The organism is Gilliamella sp. B2923, assembly GCF_026536565.1.
Lineage (GTDB): Bacteria > Pseudomonadota > Gammaproteobacteria > Enterobacterales > Orbaceae > Gilliamella.
In genome coordinates this window covers 1-17,380 of record NZ_JAFNNZ010000010.1, presented here as the reverse complement: position 1 = coordinate 17,380, position 17,380 = coordinate 1, and the positions used below count along the sequence as shown (strand labels likewise).

Here is a 17,380-nt window from a genome sequence, read left to right as displayed (position 1 = left end):
AAAATGCATATAAAAATGCAATTAAGGAAATATAATGGAGCTTTTTTGGGGAATATTTTTTTCTTTTCCTGTGGTAATTTTCAGTGGATTACTTACGCTTTGTGTGTTGTATTGGTTAACAGCTGCAATTGGTATCTTAACTGTTGATTGTTTAGATGTCGATCTGGACATCGATATGGGCGATTTATCAACAGATATTCCGGGTAATGCATCTGGATTTGCCGGATTATTATTGAAATTAGGCTTCAATCAAGTCCCCATGACACTTGTCATAACCTTAATTTCTTTGCTAGGCTGGTTGATAAGTTATTTTTCCTTTCGTTTTTTTATCTTACCGTTTAGTAACCTTACCTTTGTTTATTACATCGTAGGATTACTCGTTTTATTCATTACCTTTATTGTTGCGGTTTATCTAACTGCATACATCATTAAACCACTCAGACCATTATTTAATAAATTGAATATAACTCAAGATCATAAAGTTTTACTTGGCCAATCAGTAATCATTCGGTCAAGTACCGTTAATGAAATTAAAGGTGAAGCAATTTATGAAGATGGCGGAGCTAGTTTAATATTGCAAGTAAGATGTAAAGAGCCTAATCAATTTAAGCGTCACGATAAGGCTATCTTGCTACGTTATGATGAAACCGACAATAGCTATGAAATAGTTAGTTTAGAAGAGTTTAATGGATTATAAAAATTAATTTTTTTGGAGAAAAGTAAATTATGTCAATGAATTTCGATACCATCATTTTATTTGCTACAGTTATAGGCGTTATCTTTCTTGTTATTTTAGGATTTTTCTTATTATTTAAAGCATTCTATATCAAAGTTCCTCAAGGTACTGCGCTTATTGTCAATGATATGAGCTCAAAACCGAAAGTCTACTTTACCGGTGCTTTAGTTTATCCGGTTATACATAAAAAAGAGTTTATGAAAATCTCATTAATTACTTTTGATGTAGAACGTCGTGGTAAAGATGGATTAATTTGTAAAGACAACCTACGTGCTGATATCTGTGTTGCATTTTATTTGCGTGTTAATGAAACCACCGAAGATGTATTAAAAGTTGCAAAATCAATTGGTGTTGACAGAGCATCTGATCAAAAAGCAGTTAGTTCATTATTTAGCGCTAAGTTTTCTGAAGCATTGAAAACCGTGGGTAAACAATTTGAATTAGCCAAATTATTTGAAGATCGCTTAAATTTTCGTGAACGTATTATCGATGTTATCGGTAAAGATCTTAACGGTTATGCGCTTGAAGATGTGGCAATTGACTATTTAGAACAAACACCTATTAAAGCATTAGACCCGGATAATATTTTTGATGCAGAAGGGATTAATAAAATTACCTCAATTACTGCAATTCACAAAGATGAAACCAATAAGCGAGAAAGAGATCTTGAACTGGCTTTAAAGAAAAAAGACACCGAAACTATCGAAGCCAAACTAGAACTTGAACGTCAACAAGCCGATGCAGAAGCACGACAAAAACGTGAAATTGAGACAATCCGTGCTCGTGAAATGGCTGAAACCTTAAAAGTGCAGGAAGAAGAACGATTAAAAGCTGAACAAGCACGCATTCAATCGCAACAGGAAATTGAAGTACGTGAAGAGAATCGTTTACGTGAAGTCGAAGTTGCACAACAAAATCGCTTAAGAGCCATTGCGATTGAAGAAGAACGGGTACAACGTGCACGCTCGCTTGAAATCGTGGCACGGGAACGAGAAGTTGAATTACAACGTATCGAAAAAGATAAAGTTCTTGAAGAAGAAAAGAAAACGATTGCCAATGTAATTCGTGAAAGAGTCGCAGTTGAAAAAACTGTTGCAGTTGAAGAAGAAAACATTAAAGAAGTGCGTGAAGTTTCAAGAGCAGATCGAGAAAAACAAACTACAATCATTGAAGCAGAAGCTCGAGCTGAACAAGAACTGGTAAAACAAGTTAAACAAGCTGAAGCTGATGAAAAAGCATCTAAATATCGTGCAGTTGAAATTAGTACAATGGCACAAGCTGAACTTGAAGCAGCCGCAAAACAATCTGAAGCCAAAAAACAATTAGCACAAGGAATTGAAGCTGAAGAAGCGGCAATTGGCTTAGCTGAAGCGAAAGTCCGTAAAGCTCGTGCAGAAGCAGAAGAAAAAGAAGGATTAGTTAAAGCCAATATCAAAGCTGAAACTTTATTAGCAGAAGCAAAAGGTTGCCAAGAAGTCGGATTATCTGAAGCGAAAGTTATTGAAGCGAAAGCGATTGCAACTGAAAAACAAGGTTTAACAGAAGCTAAAATTCTTGAAGAAAAACTCTCTGCACAAGCACGTGGTGATGAACGCATCGGCCTTGCTAAAGCAACGGCAACCAAAGAACAAGGTTTAGCAGAAGCATTAGTTATTCGTGAGCGTTTAACTGCTGAAGCAAGCGGTTTAGTTGAGAAATTCCAAGCAATGGCAACGATGAGTGAACAGTCACAAAGCCATGAAGAGTTCCGTTTAGCATTGGAAAAAAGTTTCGAACAAGCCATTGCTGCAATTGCTGCTAATAAAGAAATTGCTAAAGAACAAGCCGAAGTACTTGCAGCCGCATTTAGTAAAGCTAATATCGAAATTGTTGGTGGCAATGATAACTTCTTTAACAGCTTCTCTAAAGCGATTAGTGTTGGTAAAGCTATTGAAGGAACAGTTAACCAAAGCCCTGTTTTACAATCTGCATTACAATCAGTGCTATCACGCTTATCCGGCAATAAGAATGTGAATTTAAAAGAGACGTTAGAAAATACTGATCTAAAGGCACTCGCTAAACAATTTTTATCATCTGATAGTAAAGATAGTGAACAAGACCACTAGACAGATAATTCGTAATTGAATTGTCACACTATCATCTGTTTTCGGTAGCTAGCTACCGAAAACAGTAGCCCTTCTACATAATGATCAATGAGTTTAAAATGGCAGAAATAGAACAAGATAACGAACAACAAACAACACTTGATAAAGCTGTTGCTGAAGGTGGTGCTTATGAAATCCTTCGAAAACGTCTCACCGCTTTAGGAATAGAGCTTAACCAAAAAACAGAAACTTTAAATCAACAAAGGCTGTCCGAATTTGGTAAAAGTGATATGTCAATTATAGGACGAATTCGTATCCGAACGGAAAACAATTGTGTCGCACGAGACATTGTCCGTTTTGGTGATTGGTTACTATTTGGATATAACGTTTTTTTAGGCTTAAAAAAAGAAGCAAAAATTGAAGATGTCTTTTCACTTTATCAACTGGTTGAACGTGACGGTAATTATGAAGCCGATCCAGTAAATCTTTCCGGTACATTTTTAAATATTGATCGTTTTGTTCAAGACTTCAGTGAGTTATATACCTACTACAAAAATGCCCAATTGCTGCAACTGGTTGAACGTGACGGTAAATTACTGGCAAGCTTTCAAATTGGTGAACGATTAAGCGATATCCGTGTATTTCGTTGGTCAATCTCAAGTGATAAGAAAACCATTAACTATATCGATAATCGTGGAGAACGTGATATAGCGCTTCCACCAGCTTATGATTTTGAATGGATTGAAACAACAAGAGAAAATATTGTTAATGGTCGATTTCCACACGTCAATATCTTAGATACTGTGTTTGTCGAAACCATTGGTGGAGATTTGACAATCAAATGTGAAAATAATACCAATGATGGGCTGGGTATTTATCGTGAAGATGTGTTAGATAAAAACCAATCAATAAATGATGCAAAAATTGAATATGCCAAAGTAGGTTCGCTGATACTTTTAAAAGTATTACCATACCGTGAAGAAAATTGGCGCTATTTGATTTATAACACCTTGACCCAAACAGCGCAACGAATTGATTTTATTGGTCAAGCTTGTATTCAACTACCGGAAGATCATGGTGTTATATTTCCTGGTGGATATTACTTGCAAAATGGTGAATATAAAACATTCGACCAATCAATGTCAGGAATGCGTTTTAGACGGATTAGACGTTCCCCAAATGGCGAAGATGTGTTATATATTTTTTACGATCCATATACTGGTCGCCTGGCATTATTCAACTACAACATGATTGAACGAAAACTGGATAATCCTATTTTAGGTCATGGTTATGCAGTTTTTGAAGACGGAAGAATGGTTGTTTTTGAAGGTGAAAATGATGAACCAACTCGAGTCCATCCAATGCAAATTTGGCAAACTCCTTTTTATAGCGATGAATTTGCCGCTCAACAACCAACAAACAATAGCTTTTTAGGTAAAATCGGAAACGCTGAACTTGTTCGTGGTATTTCAGATCTTTACTTTATTTCACGTGAAATTGATAACCAATCTATTTCTTCACAGCTCTATAGTAAATTAAGTGAAGACACAAAACGATTATTCGATAGTTATTTTTGGTTAAATGATGAAGTAAATCTTTCATTTTCACCAATATTACGCAATATCACCCAAACCAGTGAATTAGTGCTGGATGAATATGAAAAAGTCGAAAGCATACGCCGCCAGTCCGAAAGTGCGATGCGTGAAGCAATCACAAATCAACAAGATTTATTATCAAAGTTATACCCTGATAGCTGGCAAGAAACACAAGAGTTTGTCGATGCTTTAAATGCAATAAAAATGCAATTAGGCAGCCTAGTTACTTTAAGAAGTTATCGCTATATCGATTTAAATCAGATCGATATAATGGAAAATGAACTTAAAGAGCGACAATCAGTTGTTTCATTAGCGACAGCAAACTTTCTCGACAGTGATAAAGCATTAGAACCTTATGCCTTAAAAATAGAAGAAATTGATAAATCTCTTGAAAAAGCCGATACCGTTGCCAAGTTGATTGAACCAATAGCAATAGCCGATCAAATGTCTAATGATCTTGATATGCTTTCGCAATTAATGGCGACATTAAAATTTGATGATGTCACTTTACAAACAAGAATTATTGAAGCTATTGCTGAAGTTTATGCAAAACTCAATCAAACAAAAGCCAAAATCAACCAAAAACGAAAAAACCTATCAAGTACTGAAATGGTTGCTCAATTTGGCGCACAATTCAAACTGTTTGGACAAAGTGTTGCCAGTGCTTTAAGTTTAGCTACCACGCCAGAAAAATGTGACGATGAATTATCAAGGCTTTTAGTACAACTCGAAGAGCTTGAAAATCAATTCAGTGAAAGTGAAGAGTTCCTTAATGATATTCTGGCTAAACGGGAAGAAATATTAGAATCATTTGAAACCCATAAACAATCACTACTTGAAGATAGAACAAGACGAACAGAAGCGTTACTTACGGCTGCCAATCGAATTTTAGATAGTATACCAAGAAGAACGGCTAAATTTTCTGATCAAAATGAGTTAAATGCTTTTTTTGTTGCCGACGCTTTAGCTTTAAAAATTCGTGAAATAGTCGAAAAATTAAGAGCACTTTTTGATAATGTCAAAGCGGATGATATTGAATCTCGTTTCCAAAGTGCCAGAGATCAATCAATACGTGCCTTACGAGATAAATCAGAAATATTTGAATCTGGCGGAAATGTAATCAAACTGGGACCAAGACATAAGTTTAGTGTCAACACCCAAGAACTTGATTTAACCATTGTACCAAAAGAAGATCATCTTTATTTGCAATTAACGGGTACTGATTATCAGGAAAGAATTAATGACCCTAAATTAGAAAGTTATAAACCTTTCTGGTCAATTTCATTAGAATCCGAATCGCCAAGTGTTTACCGTGGTGAATATTTAGCATATTCAATAATTAATTCAGCGCTTAAAAAAGAGCATGATTTAAGTTATGACGATTTAAAAAATCAATTAAACCAACCTGAGGTATTAGCTAAAACAGTAAGAGATTATGCGTCAATGCGATATCGTGAGGGCTATGAAAAAGGGATTCACGATCACGATGCATTAAAAATATTAGCCAAACTGATTCCGCTAGGTGAAGCGGCCGGTCTATTACGCTATAACCCTTTAGCCCGAAGCTTAGCTATCCTTTTTTGGCATCATAATCAAAAAAGTGATATTGCCAAATTATGGCCAGAGCGAGCCAAAACTTGTAAAGATATACAGGCGTTATTTGGTCATGATGAAGGTATAAGAAATCTTCAAACAGAGATGTCTTTTGAATTAACCCAATTTTTAGAAAAGTATCCTATTCAACATGAACAGTATCATGTAAAACAAGCAACTGAATATTTAAGCTATATATTAGCCGAAACACCACAAGAATTTACGTTAAGTAAATATGGCCACTATCTATTTGAAGGTTTAAAAGCCCGCCTCGAGGAATCTCATATGTGGGGTGATTTTAACCAATCACAAAGCAATCTTCAAAAACGACTTGCCGATCGCTGGATTCTAATCGAAAGTTGGTTTAAAGGTCTTTGTACCCTACCCCAATATCAAAAACTATCAGACTATATTGCTGAAGCTTTAGTATTGTGTATGTTAGATAAAGAAAGTAGCATTACGCTGGGAATTAGCGAGCTTGAGCTTGATATTTCCGTCAACGATTTACTTGGCGATCATCCAAGTATAATTCAGGGAGTGTTGAATATCAATCTTGATGATTTCTTTAGTCGCATGCGTAAACAGTCCAGAATTATTATTCCGGAGTTTCAGCATTATCAAAGTCTTCGTCAGGAAGTACTCGATGAACAACGTGATCTTCTACATCTAGAGGAATTTAAGGCTAAACCATTAAGTTCGTTTGTGCGAAACAAACTCATTAATCAAGTTTACTTACCTATCATTGGTGATAACTTAGCTAAACAAATGGGAACGGTTGGTGAAACTAGACGTACCGATTTAATGGGGTTATTACTGCTTATATCTCCACCGGGTTATGGTAAAACGACATTAATGGAATATGTTGCTAATCGTCTTGGATTAATCTTTATGAAGATTAACGGACCGGCTTTAGGCCATAGTGTGTTATCTTTCGATCCAAATCAAGCACCGAATGCAACTGCCAAACAAGAGCTAGTAAAACTTAATCTAGCGCTTGAAATGGGAAATAACGTCATGCTTTATATTGATGATATACAGCACACCAATCCGGAATTCTTACAAAAATTCATCTCCCTTTGTGATGGTTCACGCCGAATAGAAGGTGTTTGGAAAGAAAAAACTAAGACCTATGATCTCCGAGGTAAAAAATTCTGCGTTATTATGTCAGGTAACCCGTATACTGAATCAGGAGAAGTATTCAAAATACCAGATATGTTGGCTAACCGTGCAGATATTTATAATTTAGGTGAAGTTCTTGGTGGTATGGATGAAGTTTTTGCTTCAAGTTATATTGAAAACTGCTTAACTTCAAATCCAATTCTAGCACCACTTGCGTTACGTGACTTAAATGATCTTTATCAACTCATTGACCATGCACAAGGCAAGCCACTTAATAGCAATGAATTAAGTTACGCTTACAGCCAAGCAGAAATCAGTGAAATTGTTGCAGTACTTAGTCACCTATTGAAAATTAGAGAAGTGGTATTCAAAGTTAACCAACAATACATTGTTAGTGCTGCTCAATCAGATAAATACCGTACAGAACCACCTTTCAAACTTCAAGGTAGTTATCGAAACATGAATAAACTTGCTGAGAAGGTTTCTTCTGTTATGAATGATGATGAACTTAATCAAATCATCAACGATCACTATTTAGGTGAAGCTCAACTATTAACTAATGGTGCTGAAGAAAATCTTCTTAAACTCGCTGAAATTCGTGGCGTATTAACTGATACACAAACTAAACGTTGGCAACAAATCAAAGCTGATTTTATACGCAATAAAACACTAGGTGGTGATGAAAGTGATACCGGAAACCAAATTGTTACGCAATTGGCTGACTTAGTGCAAAGTGTACAGGCTTTGCAGTTATCATCAAATAAAAAACCGAAAAAAGAGAAAAGAAATACAAAAGGTAAATAGCGAAATTTAATTATATTTTATTGTTAATAAAAAAGGCGGAAATAGACTTCCGCTTTTTTATTATTTAGGAAAAAAGGTAATTAAAATAGGTCAAATCCACATTAATGATAAAAATCCGTATAATAAAAAGGCAAAAATATAACAACTTATTGGTGTGATTATCAATAAAATACCTAATCTTCGCATAATTTTGGTTTTAGCGAAGCATAAAATTATTATACCAATTACGAAAACTAATAAATAAACCCACCAAAACATAAATAGTGACAATAAAAAAAAACCTACTCCATTTAAATAAATCATTTAATTAACTCCATTAATTATTGTTTTTCAAAATTATAACACTAATTAATTTTTAAAAACCATACACGCAAATCTTGATTCAATTATGGCTTAACTATCATAATAGAAATCAATACAGCAGATAACGAATATAAAATAGAAAATGGGGGGCTACTAAAGGATGAAGGAAGAAATTATGAAAATAGATTTACTGCTTTATTGAAACCTTATCAATTACAACAATTGTTTTATTAATTTCCTCATTTCGTTTCTTTGAGTCAGCAATATTTTTTGTCGTTCTTTTGCTCTGCCCTATTGATACAATATCTAAGGATCCTTAATCTAAATGAACATTTTATACAAATAAAGCTATATCTTCTTTTAGCTAACACCATAGTCCAAAAAATTTTTGTATAGTCCTTATTATTAGAATCACAAGTTTCAAAATATACATAGATTATAAATAAAGTAATACATGCACTAATGAGAAGCAAAATCGATATATATGGTAAACTATCTTGATTGGAAAAATAATCATATATAATTTTATATACTCTGAAACTCTAAAAATCTTCGGTGTTATTTCTCTTACCCGTTATTTATGCTAAGCCCTAACAAAGATTTGTAGTGATTATCACGGTGGCATGCTATTTTTTATTATCTTTTCTATACAATTGCGAATATTAACAATATAATTATTTTGAATAAATTTATCTACAAATGGAATGAAGATGAAAGAGATTTCCCAATTAGTACTTTTGCTCTGTTTTGCGTCGTCTTATGCTTATGCGCATCATGATAACAAGCAAACAACTATAACTTCTCAAAACCCGATCACGCCTGAATCCACAACCTGCATCTTTTCACACAAGAAAGAAAATATTGAAATTTGCACACGTCTAGCCAATAGTGGTGATGCCGTTGCTCAAAATACCTTAGGAGAAATCTTCTACAATATTGAATATTCTTATAAATTTGGCAATCATACTAAAGCCCGATTACTATTCGAAAAAGCCGCAGCGCAAGGGCTTGCCAAAGCCCAATATAATTTAGGTTCCATGTATCGTGACGAATTTAACAATTTTCCTGTTGCCTTAAAATGGTTTGAAAAAGCCGCTGCACAAGGTAATGCAGATGCGCAAAATAGTATTGGCTATATATACGAAAATGCATCGGGCGGTAAACCACCACGCCTATATACGTTTGATGAAAAAGGTAAAAGCACCGATCGCAATTTAGCTAAAATCAAAGCGCAATTTGCCAAATTTGATAAAAGTATACCTGTCAATTATTTCAGCCGCACTGTTTACCCACTCAGTGAGTACGGGCAAGGGGTAGAGCCCGATATACAAAAAGCGTTCGAGTGGTACCAAAAAGCGGCAAACCAAGGGCACGCATTGGCACAAGCTAATTTAGCCTATTTTTATCTATTAGGGATTGTGGTTGAAAAAGATGAAAAAAAAGCTTTTGAACTGTATGAACGGGCGGCAAATCAGCAGTTGCCTGCTGCAATAAAATCATTAGCATTTATGCATATGCAAGGGCTGGGTGGCAACAAGGTGGATGTAAATAAAGCTATTGCACTGCTTGAACAAGCCTATCAGTTAACCCCTGATGAAAGTTTATGGCGGATGATTTATACACAAATGTATCTACGTTATAAATACCTAACCAAATTAGAAGAAAATTCTGACAGATACCCTTTTCCTTACAACACAAAAAGTGATGAAGATTACATCTTTGCAAGTTTATTTTTTCTGAATGACTATTACAATTTAAATATGAATATGGGATCACACATACTCACTTTTTCACAACCACGCAGAAAAACCTTAGATGTTTGGCTAGGTAAAAGTCACGATGAACTATCAACCTTAAAAGAGCGTTATCTTATAAAAAAAGCGATTCAAGGCTATTATAACACCATGACTTTATTAAGTTATTACTATAAAGACGAAGTAAAAGATATCCAAAAGGCAATGCTATGGCGTCAATATGCTATTCAAATGGGACAATCTGATCACCCCGACTTTTGGCTAGACTATCCCATTGATGAGGATGATAAAACCCAATAATGTATAGTCATTTAGCACAATTTATTGGTTAATAAAAACAGATAAGTTAAATAAATTGATTGAAAACCCAAAAAATTGTAATGCGTCAACTAACTTTCGGTTTGTATTCAATTGTTTAGTTTATTGACAAATGGAATAAAGATGAAAAAAATCTCTCACCTTATATTTTGGCTCTGTTTTGCTACGTTTTCGGTGTCAGCAAAAGGTAATAATAAACAGCCTTCTGCACCACCACCTAATGTTATCAAGTCTGACGCTTCAACTTGCCTACATTCACGAGATGTTGATAATCTTAAAATCTGCACAGCACTTGCTGACGGTGGTGATGCTATTGCACAAAATACGCTGGGCGAAATTTTTTACGGCGATAATTTGCTGTATCAAAAAGGCGACCATACTAAAGCCAGGCTACTGTTTGAAAAGGCTGCTGCGCAAGGGCTTGCCAAAGCACAATATAATTTAGGTGCCATGTATCGGGATGAATTGAATAATTTTCCCATTGCCTTAAGCTGGTTTGAAAAAGCCGCCGCACAAGGCGATCTTGATGCGCAAAACAGCATTGGCTATATTTATGAAAACGCATCGGGTGGTAAACCGCCACGCTTGTATATATTCGATGAGAACGGTAAAAATATCGACCCTGAACTGCCCAATATCGAAGCACAATTTGCACGGTTTGATAAAATGAGCTTACCGCTTGAAGATTATCCTCGTAGTGTTTATCCGCTCAGTGAGTACGGTCAAGGAGTCGAGCCTGATATACAAAAAGCAATTGAATGGTACCAAAAAGCCGCCAGCCAAGGGCATGCTTTGGCACAGACCAACTTAGCCTATTTTTACTTGTTGGGGATTGGGGTTGACAAAGACGAACAAAAAGCCTTTACACTTTATCAACAAGCCGCCAATAAGCAGTTGCCTGCCGCAATAAAAACTTTAGGCTTCTTGTATATGCAAGGACTGGGAACTGAAGTCGATGAATATAAAGCCTTTACCCTGTTTGAACAAGCTTATCAGTTACAACCCGATGATAACCTGATAGAATTAATCAGAATATACTTTGGCAATACGTATAACTTTCGAACACCACTGGAATGGCAGGATATAAATTATCGCTTGCAATATGATTCTCATACAGAAATCAGTGATGAAGATTTTATTTATGATCGGTTTCACTCTTTTAATGCCTTTTATGATCTAGACATGGCGAATAGTTGGATTATGCTTGATTTTTCAAAATGGCCTCGCAACACCATGGATATTTTATTGGGCAATACCATTGGGGAACGTTCGGAATTAAAAGAGCGATTATATATAAAAAGAGCTATCCAAGGCTATCCTAAAACACTGGCATCATTAAGCTATTACTATAAAGGTGAAGAGCGGGATATTATTCGGGCGCAGTTATGGCGAAAATATGCTTTAAAAATGGGGGTATCTAATCATCCGTCAAACTGGCCCGGCTACCCGCCTATTTTAGAAGATGAAATCACATGGCGGATAATGCCTTGGTTCGATTAGTAAAATCAATTATTAATCATCCAACCAATTTAAAATATATTGTTCGGTATAAACAGGTCAGCTTAATATAGGAATTTTAACTCATCGTTTTTTCTAACGTTTTTTAGTTTTTTGTCCTATTTATGCGATACAATCATGTTGGCTAATGGAAGTGTTTTTTAAGTAAAAGATCGACAAATGGAATAAAGATGAAAAAAATCCCTCACCTTGCATTTTGGCTCTGTTTTGCTACGTTTTCGGTGTCAGCTGGTGGTAATCTTAAACCGCCTGAGGTCAACACGCCCACCACTACCCCGTCTGCCCTGTCAACTTGTCTGCATTCACGTGATGCGGACAATCTTAAAATCTGCACTGCACTTGCTGACGGTGGTGATGCTATTGCACAAAACACGCTGGGCGAAATCTTTTATGGCGATAATTTGCTGTATCAAAAAGGCGACCACACTAAAGCCAGGCTACTGTTTGAAAAGGCTGCTGCGCAAGGGCTTGCCAAAGCCCAATATAATTTAGGTGCCATGTACCGTGATGAATTAAATAATTTTCCGATTGCCTTAAGCTGGTTTGAAAAAGCCGCTGCACAAGGCGATCTTGATGCGCAAAACAGCATTGGCTATATTTATGAAAACGCATCGGGCGGTAAACCGCCACGCCTCTATATTTTTGATGAGCAGGGTAAAAATATCGACCCTGAACTGCCCAATATTGAAGCACAATTTGCACGGTTTGATAAAATGAGCTTACCGCTTGAAGATTATCCTCGTAGTGTTTATCCGCTCAGTGAGTACGGTCAAGGAGTCGAGCCTGATATACAAAAAGCAATTGAATGGTACCAAAAAGCCGCCAGCCAAGGGCATGCTTTGGCACAGACCAACTTAGCCTATTTTTACTTGTTGGGGATTGGGGTTGACAAAGACGAACAAAAAGCCTTTACACTTTATCAACAAGCCGCCAATCAGCAGTTGCCTGCCGCAATAAAAACTTTAGGCTTCTTGTATATGCAAGGGCTGGGGCCTGAAGTCGATGAATATAAAGCCTTTACCCTGTTTGAACAAGCTTATCAGTTACAACCCGATGATAACCTGATAGAATTAATTGATTTGAATCTCGGGAATAGATATAAATTTCGAACACAATTAAAACGCCAAAATATCAAATATCGACGGCAATATGATTCTCATACAGAAGTGAGTGATGAAGATTTTATTTATGATCGTTTTCATTTTTTGAATGCCTTTTATAATTTAGATTTCAACAAAGGATGGCAAATACTCATTTTTTCAAAATGGCCTCGCAATACCATGGATATTTTATTGGGCAATACCATTGGAGAGCGTTCAGAATTAAAAGAACGCTTTTATCTTAAAAAAGCTATCCAAGGCTATCCTAACACACTGGTATCATTAAGTTATTACTATAAAGGCGAAGAGCGGAATATTATTCGGGCGCAGTTATGGCGAAAATATGCCATAAAAATGGGGGCATCTAAACATCCGTCAAACTGGTCAAACTACCCGCCGATTCTAGAGGACGAAATGCCACGGCGGGTAATGCCTACGTTCGATTAATCATATCGACGGTTTATCTTCCAACCATTTTAAAATATATTGTTCGGCATAAACAGGGCAGCTTAATATAGGAATTTTAACTCATCGTTTTTTTTACGTTTTTAGTTTTTTTGTCCTATTTATGCGATACAATCATGCTGGCTAATGGAACTGTTTTTTAAGTAAAAGATCGACAAATGGAATAAAGATGAAAAAAATCCCTCACCTTGTATTTTGGCTCTGTTTTGCTACGTTTTCGGTGTCAGCAAAAGGTAATAATAAACAGCCTTCTGCACCACCACCTAATGTTATCAAGTCTGACGCTTCAACTTGCCTACATTCACGAGATGTTGATAATCTCAAAATCTGCACAGCACTTGCTGACGGTGGTGATGCTAGGGCACAAAACACGCTGGGCGAAATCTTTTATGGCGATAATTTGCTGTATCAAAAAGGCGACCACACTAAAGCAAGGCTACTGTTTGAAAAGGCCGCCGCACAGGGGCTTGCCAAAGCACAATATAATTTAGGTGCCATGTATCGGGATGAATTAAATAATTTTCCCATTGCTTTAAGCTGGTTTGAAAAAGCCGCTGCACAAGGCGATCTTGATGCGCAAAACAGCATTGGTTATATTTATGAAAACGCATCGGGAGGGAAACCGCCACGCCTGTATATTTTTGATGAGAACGGTAAAAATATTGACCCTGAACTGCCCAATATCGAGGCACAATTTGCACGGTTTGATAAAATGAGCTTACCGCTTGAAGATTATCCTCGTAGTGTTTATCCGCTCAGTGAGTACGGTCAAGGAGTCGAGCCTGATATACAAAAAGCAATTGAATGGTACCAAAAAGCCGCCAGCCAAGGGCATGCTTTGGCACAGACCAACTTAGCCTATTTTTATTTGTTGGGAATAGGAGTTGAAAAAGACGAACAAAAAGCCTTTACACTTTATCAACAAGCCGCCAATCAGCAGTTGCCTGCCGCAATAAAAACTTTAGGCTTTTTGTATATGCAAGGGCTGGGGACTGAAGTCGATGAATATAAAGCCTTTACCCTGTTTGAACAGGCTTATCAGTTACAACCCGATGATAACCTGATAGAATTAATCAGAATATACTTTGGCAATACGTATCACTTTCATACACAATTAAAACGTCAAAATATCAAATATCGCTCTCCATATCATTCTCATACCGAAGTGAGTGATGAAGATTTTATTTATGACCGGTTTCATTTTTTGAATGCCTCTTATAATTTAGATTTCTCCAAAGGATCGCAAATACTCATTTTTTCAAAATGGCCACGCAATACCAAGGATATATTATTGGGCAATACCATTGGGGAGCGTTCGGAATTAAAAGAGCGCATTTACATCAAAGAAGCTATCCAAGGCTATCCTAAAACACTATCTTGGTTAAGCTATTATTATAAAGGCGAAGAGCGAGATATTATTCGGGCGCAGTTATGGCGAAAATATGCCATAAAAATGGGGGCATCTAAACATCCGTCAAACTGGTCAAACTACCCGCCGATTCTAGAGGACGAAATGCCACGGCGGGTAATGCCTACGTTCGATTAATCATATCGGCGGTTTATCATCCAACCATTTTAAAATAAACTGTTCGGTTTTAAACATAATGGTGTGATGCTGATCTTGTTGTTGATTGGCATCTTGATTGGTTGATTCCTCTTTTTTAGGTTGAGAATTAGCCTGTTGACTAGGAAACTGGCCTTCATCAAAAAAACCTTTTAATTCTTCAACATTTTTAAATCCCAAAATTTGCTCAAAGGCATTATTGAACTTATATTTATCGCGTTTTTTCCAAGTACCGAAAATTTAAGAAACACTTCAATATCGTTATCTTTTATTAAATCAAAAATTAAATTTAAATCAGCATCAAGATATCATTAATATTTATAGTCAAAATGTATTTTTTAAAAATACGACACTTTGTAATAAAGATAAAAATGAAAAAAATGCATTTGGATGTGAAGTTAACAATACTCAATTATCGTTATGTTATGATTATATTAATTCTAAGTTATTCTATAGGCTTGGTAGCCAGTCAAAATTAGAATTGCAATTAGTAAAAATAATCGATGATAAAGATAAGGAAAAATCTGTAATAACCTTTACCAATATAGACACTGATTATTTAGTGGATACAAATCCAGGAAAAGAAGGTCTTAAAATAAAAAGAAAAGAGATGCACCTTAAGAAGTTTGAATGTAATCCGAATACTATTGAACCAATGATTTTGAATAGTTTCAATTAAATAAGTTACTTCAAATGATAATCAATTAAGATTTGAATAGTATTGAATTTTAGATGTTCAAGTGAATCAGATTTTAAGGTACTTTTTAGTTCTGAAAACCAGTATTACTTGATAAAATCGAAAAACGTGTTTCATCAGCATGAGCGAAACGAATAGATAAATAGAAAATTAATTGTCAGTAAAACGCTTAAGAATGAACGAGAAATATTTGAAAAAGGTATATATGCGACAGAGATTTATTAGGAGAAAAAGTATGCTTCGTAATTCGACCCTGTAAAGAAATTTTTGTATTTGCCTATATTAGAACTACTCTAACGAGAAAAAAATAGGTAGATATAAATGGACGAAAAAAGACTAAGAAAAATGGCCACAGAGCGCACCAAAGGCATGACCACAAGGGAAATTACCAACACATTCAAAGAGATGTATGATGTTGATATCTCTCCGACTCTGATTTCTAAAGTGACAGATTCAGTAAAAGAGCAAGTGGTCGAATGGCAAAATCGTCCGCTTGAGAATCGGTATCCAATTATTTATTTGGCTGCATTGTGGTCAAAGTGAAACAAGATGGAAGTATCATCAATAAATCTGTTTTTCTTGCTCTAGCCATAAATTTGAAAGGTAAAAAAGGAACGCCTTGGCTTAAGGATGACAAAAAATGAAAGTGCCAAATTCTGGTTGTCAGTACTCAGAGAGCTTAAAAATCGAGGTGTCGAAGATATCTTAATTGCTTGTGTGGATAGATTAAAGGGAATTGCTGATGCGATTAATGCATTGTATCCAGATACTAAAATTCAACTCTGTATCATCCATATGGTACGCAATAGTCTAAAATTGGTGAGTTGGAAAGATTACAAAGAACTAACCAAAGATTTAAAGATGATTTATTAGGCTTCAACCGAAGAACAGGCATTACAGGCACTCGCTCATTTTGAGGAGATTTGGGATGATAAGTACCTGTATATTGGTCAATCCTGGCGCAGACATTGGGAAAATCTCAGCACCTTCTTTGTTTATCCTCAGGATATTCGCAAAGCGATTTATACCACCAATGCGATAGAGTCTTTAAATAGTGTTATCCGTCATGCTATCAAGAAAAGAAAGGTATTCCCGACCGATGACTCAGTTAAAAAGGTCATCTATTTAGCGATACAACAAGCTTCTAAAAAATGGACAATGCCAATTCAAAACTGGAAGAGTGCGATGAATCGATTAATTATAGAATTTGGTGACAGAATGACTCGTCACCTCTTACTGGCAAATACACAAAATTTAGGATAGGGTCTTTGAGTGTCATTATGATAGTAGTCTTGGTAAAAATATATGCAACTAATTTACAACAAACATTTTGGTCTTAGCTTTATTGTTAATAACTTCATCATATAATAATCAATTTGATCTACTTATGGTGGAAAGGCGTTACAGACAAACAATCCTCTTAATCAACCAATACTAACAACAATGCACCGACACTAACTAAACTATCAAAAGACGGTAAAGCCTGGTTTATTCACCTCGTCGCAATGGTGGATTATTTTTCTTAAGCGGGAATTGTGACTTATCATATCTATCATGATGGGAAGATAGAAAACATAAACAAAAACAGTTGCAAAATATATCGAAACCACGTAAATTATTAGTTATACTTCGATAATATTATTCTTTGTTTTAAACACTTAGGACAGACATAGCATCAAGGATAGTTTGCTAATCGTTTTTACACACTTAATATCAAGTGTGCTTTTCCC

Annotated in this window: 8 protein-coding genes and 1 pseudogene; 8 read left to right on the top strand and 1 reads right to left on the bottom strand. The window is 35.7% G+C overall.

Annotated features, from left to right (window positions below):
* The first annotated feature begins 34 nt into the window (after positions 1-34).
* From J3U42_RS10215 to J3U42_RS10185, 7 genes are all read left to right on the top strand, one after another.
* On the top strand, positions 35-697 hold the full coding sequence (locus tag J3U42_RS10215) for a hypothetical protein (RefSeq protein WP_267336390.1): 663 nt from the start codon (positions 35-37) through the stop codon (positions 695-697).
* 35 nt (positions 698-732) lie between these two features.
* On the top strand, positions 733-2,841 hold the full coding sequence (locus J3U42_RS10210) for a hypothetical protein (protein ID WP_366518692.1): 2,109 nt from the start codon (positions 733-735) through the stop codon (positions 2,839-2,841).
* A gap of 98 nt (positions 2,842-2,939) precedes the next feature.
* A complete protein-coding gene (locus J3U42_RS10205) occupies positions 2,940-7,931 on the top strand; it encodes a DNA repair ATPase (protein ID WP_267336388.1) in 4,992 nt (1,663 codons plus the stop codon).
* A 1,013-nt stretch (positions 7,932-8,944) separates the two neighbouring features.
* The gene (locus tag J3U42_RS10200; RefSeq protein WP_267336387.1) at positions 8,945-10,288 is read left to right on the top strand and encodes a tetratricopeptide repeat protein; all 1,344 of its coding nucleotides are present in this window, start codon (positions 8,945-8,947) and stop codon (positions 10,286-10,288) included.
* A gap of 141 nt (positions 10,289-10,429) precedes the next feature.
* Positions 10,430-11,806 carry a tetratricopeptide repeat protein gene (locus tag J3U42_RS10195; RefSeq protein ID WP_267336386.1) on the top strand — a complete coding sequence of 459 codons (1,377 nt, stop codon included), beginning with the start codon at positions 10,430-10,432 and terminating at the stop codon, positions 11,804-11,806.
* Positions 11,807-11,994: 188 nt separating this feature from the next.
* Positions 11,995-13,371 carry a tetratricopeptide repeat protein gene (locus tag J3U42_RS10190; protein ID WP_267336385.1) on the top strand — a complete coding sequence of 459 codons (1,377 nt, stop codon included), beginning with the start codon at positions 11,995-11,997 and terminating at the stop codon, positions 13,369-13,371.
* Between the two features lie 187 nt (positions 13,372-13,558).
* Complete coding sequence (locus tag J3U42_RS10185) at positions 13,559-14,935, top strand: tetratricopeptide repeat protein (RefSeq protein ID WP_267336384.1); 1,377 nt, start codon at positions 13,559-13,561, stop codon at positions 14,933-14,935.
* Here J3U42_RS10185 and J3U42_RS10180 read toward each other — a convergent pair whose 3' ends face one another.
* Complete coding sequence (locus J3U42_RS10180; RefSeq protein WP_267336383.1) at positions 14,936-15,133, bottom strand: hypothetical protein; 198 nt, start codon at positions 15,131-15,133, stop codon at positions 14,936-14,938. It lies immediately after the preceding gene.
* An 838-nt stretch (positions 15,134-15,971) separates the two neighbouring features.
* Between J3U42_RS10180 and J3U42_RS10175 the strand changes: the two are divergent.
* Positions 15,972-16,913 (top strand): annotated as a pseudogene (locus J3U42_RS10175) (IS256 family transposase).
* Positions 16,914-17,380: the final 467 nt, after the last annotated feature.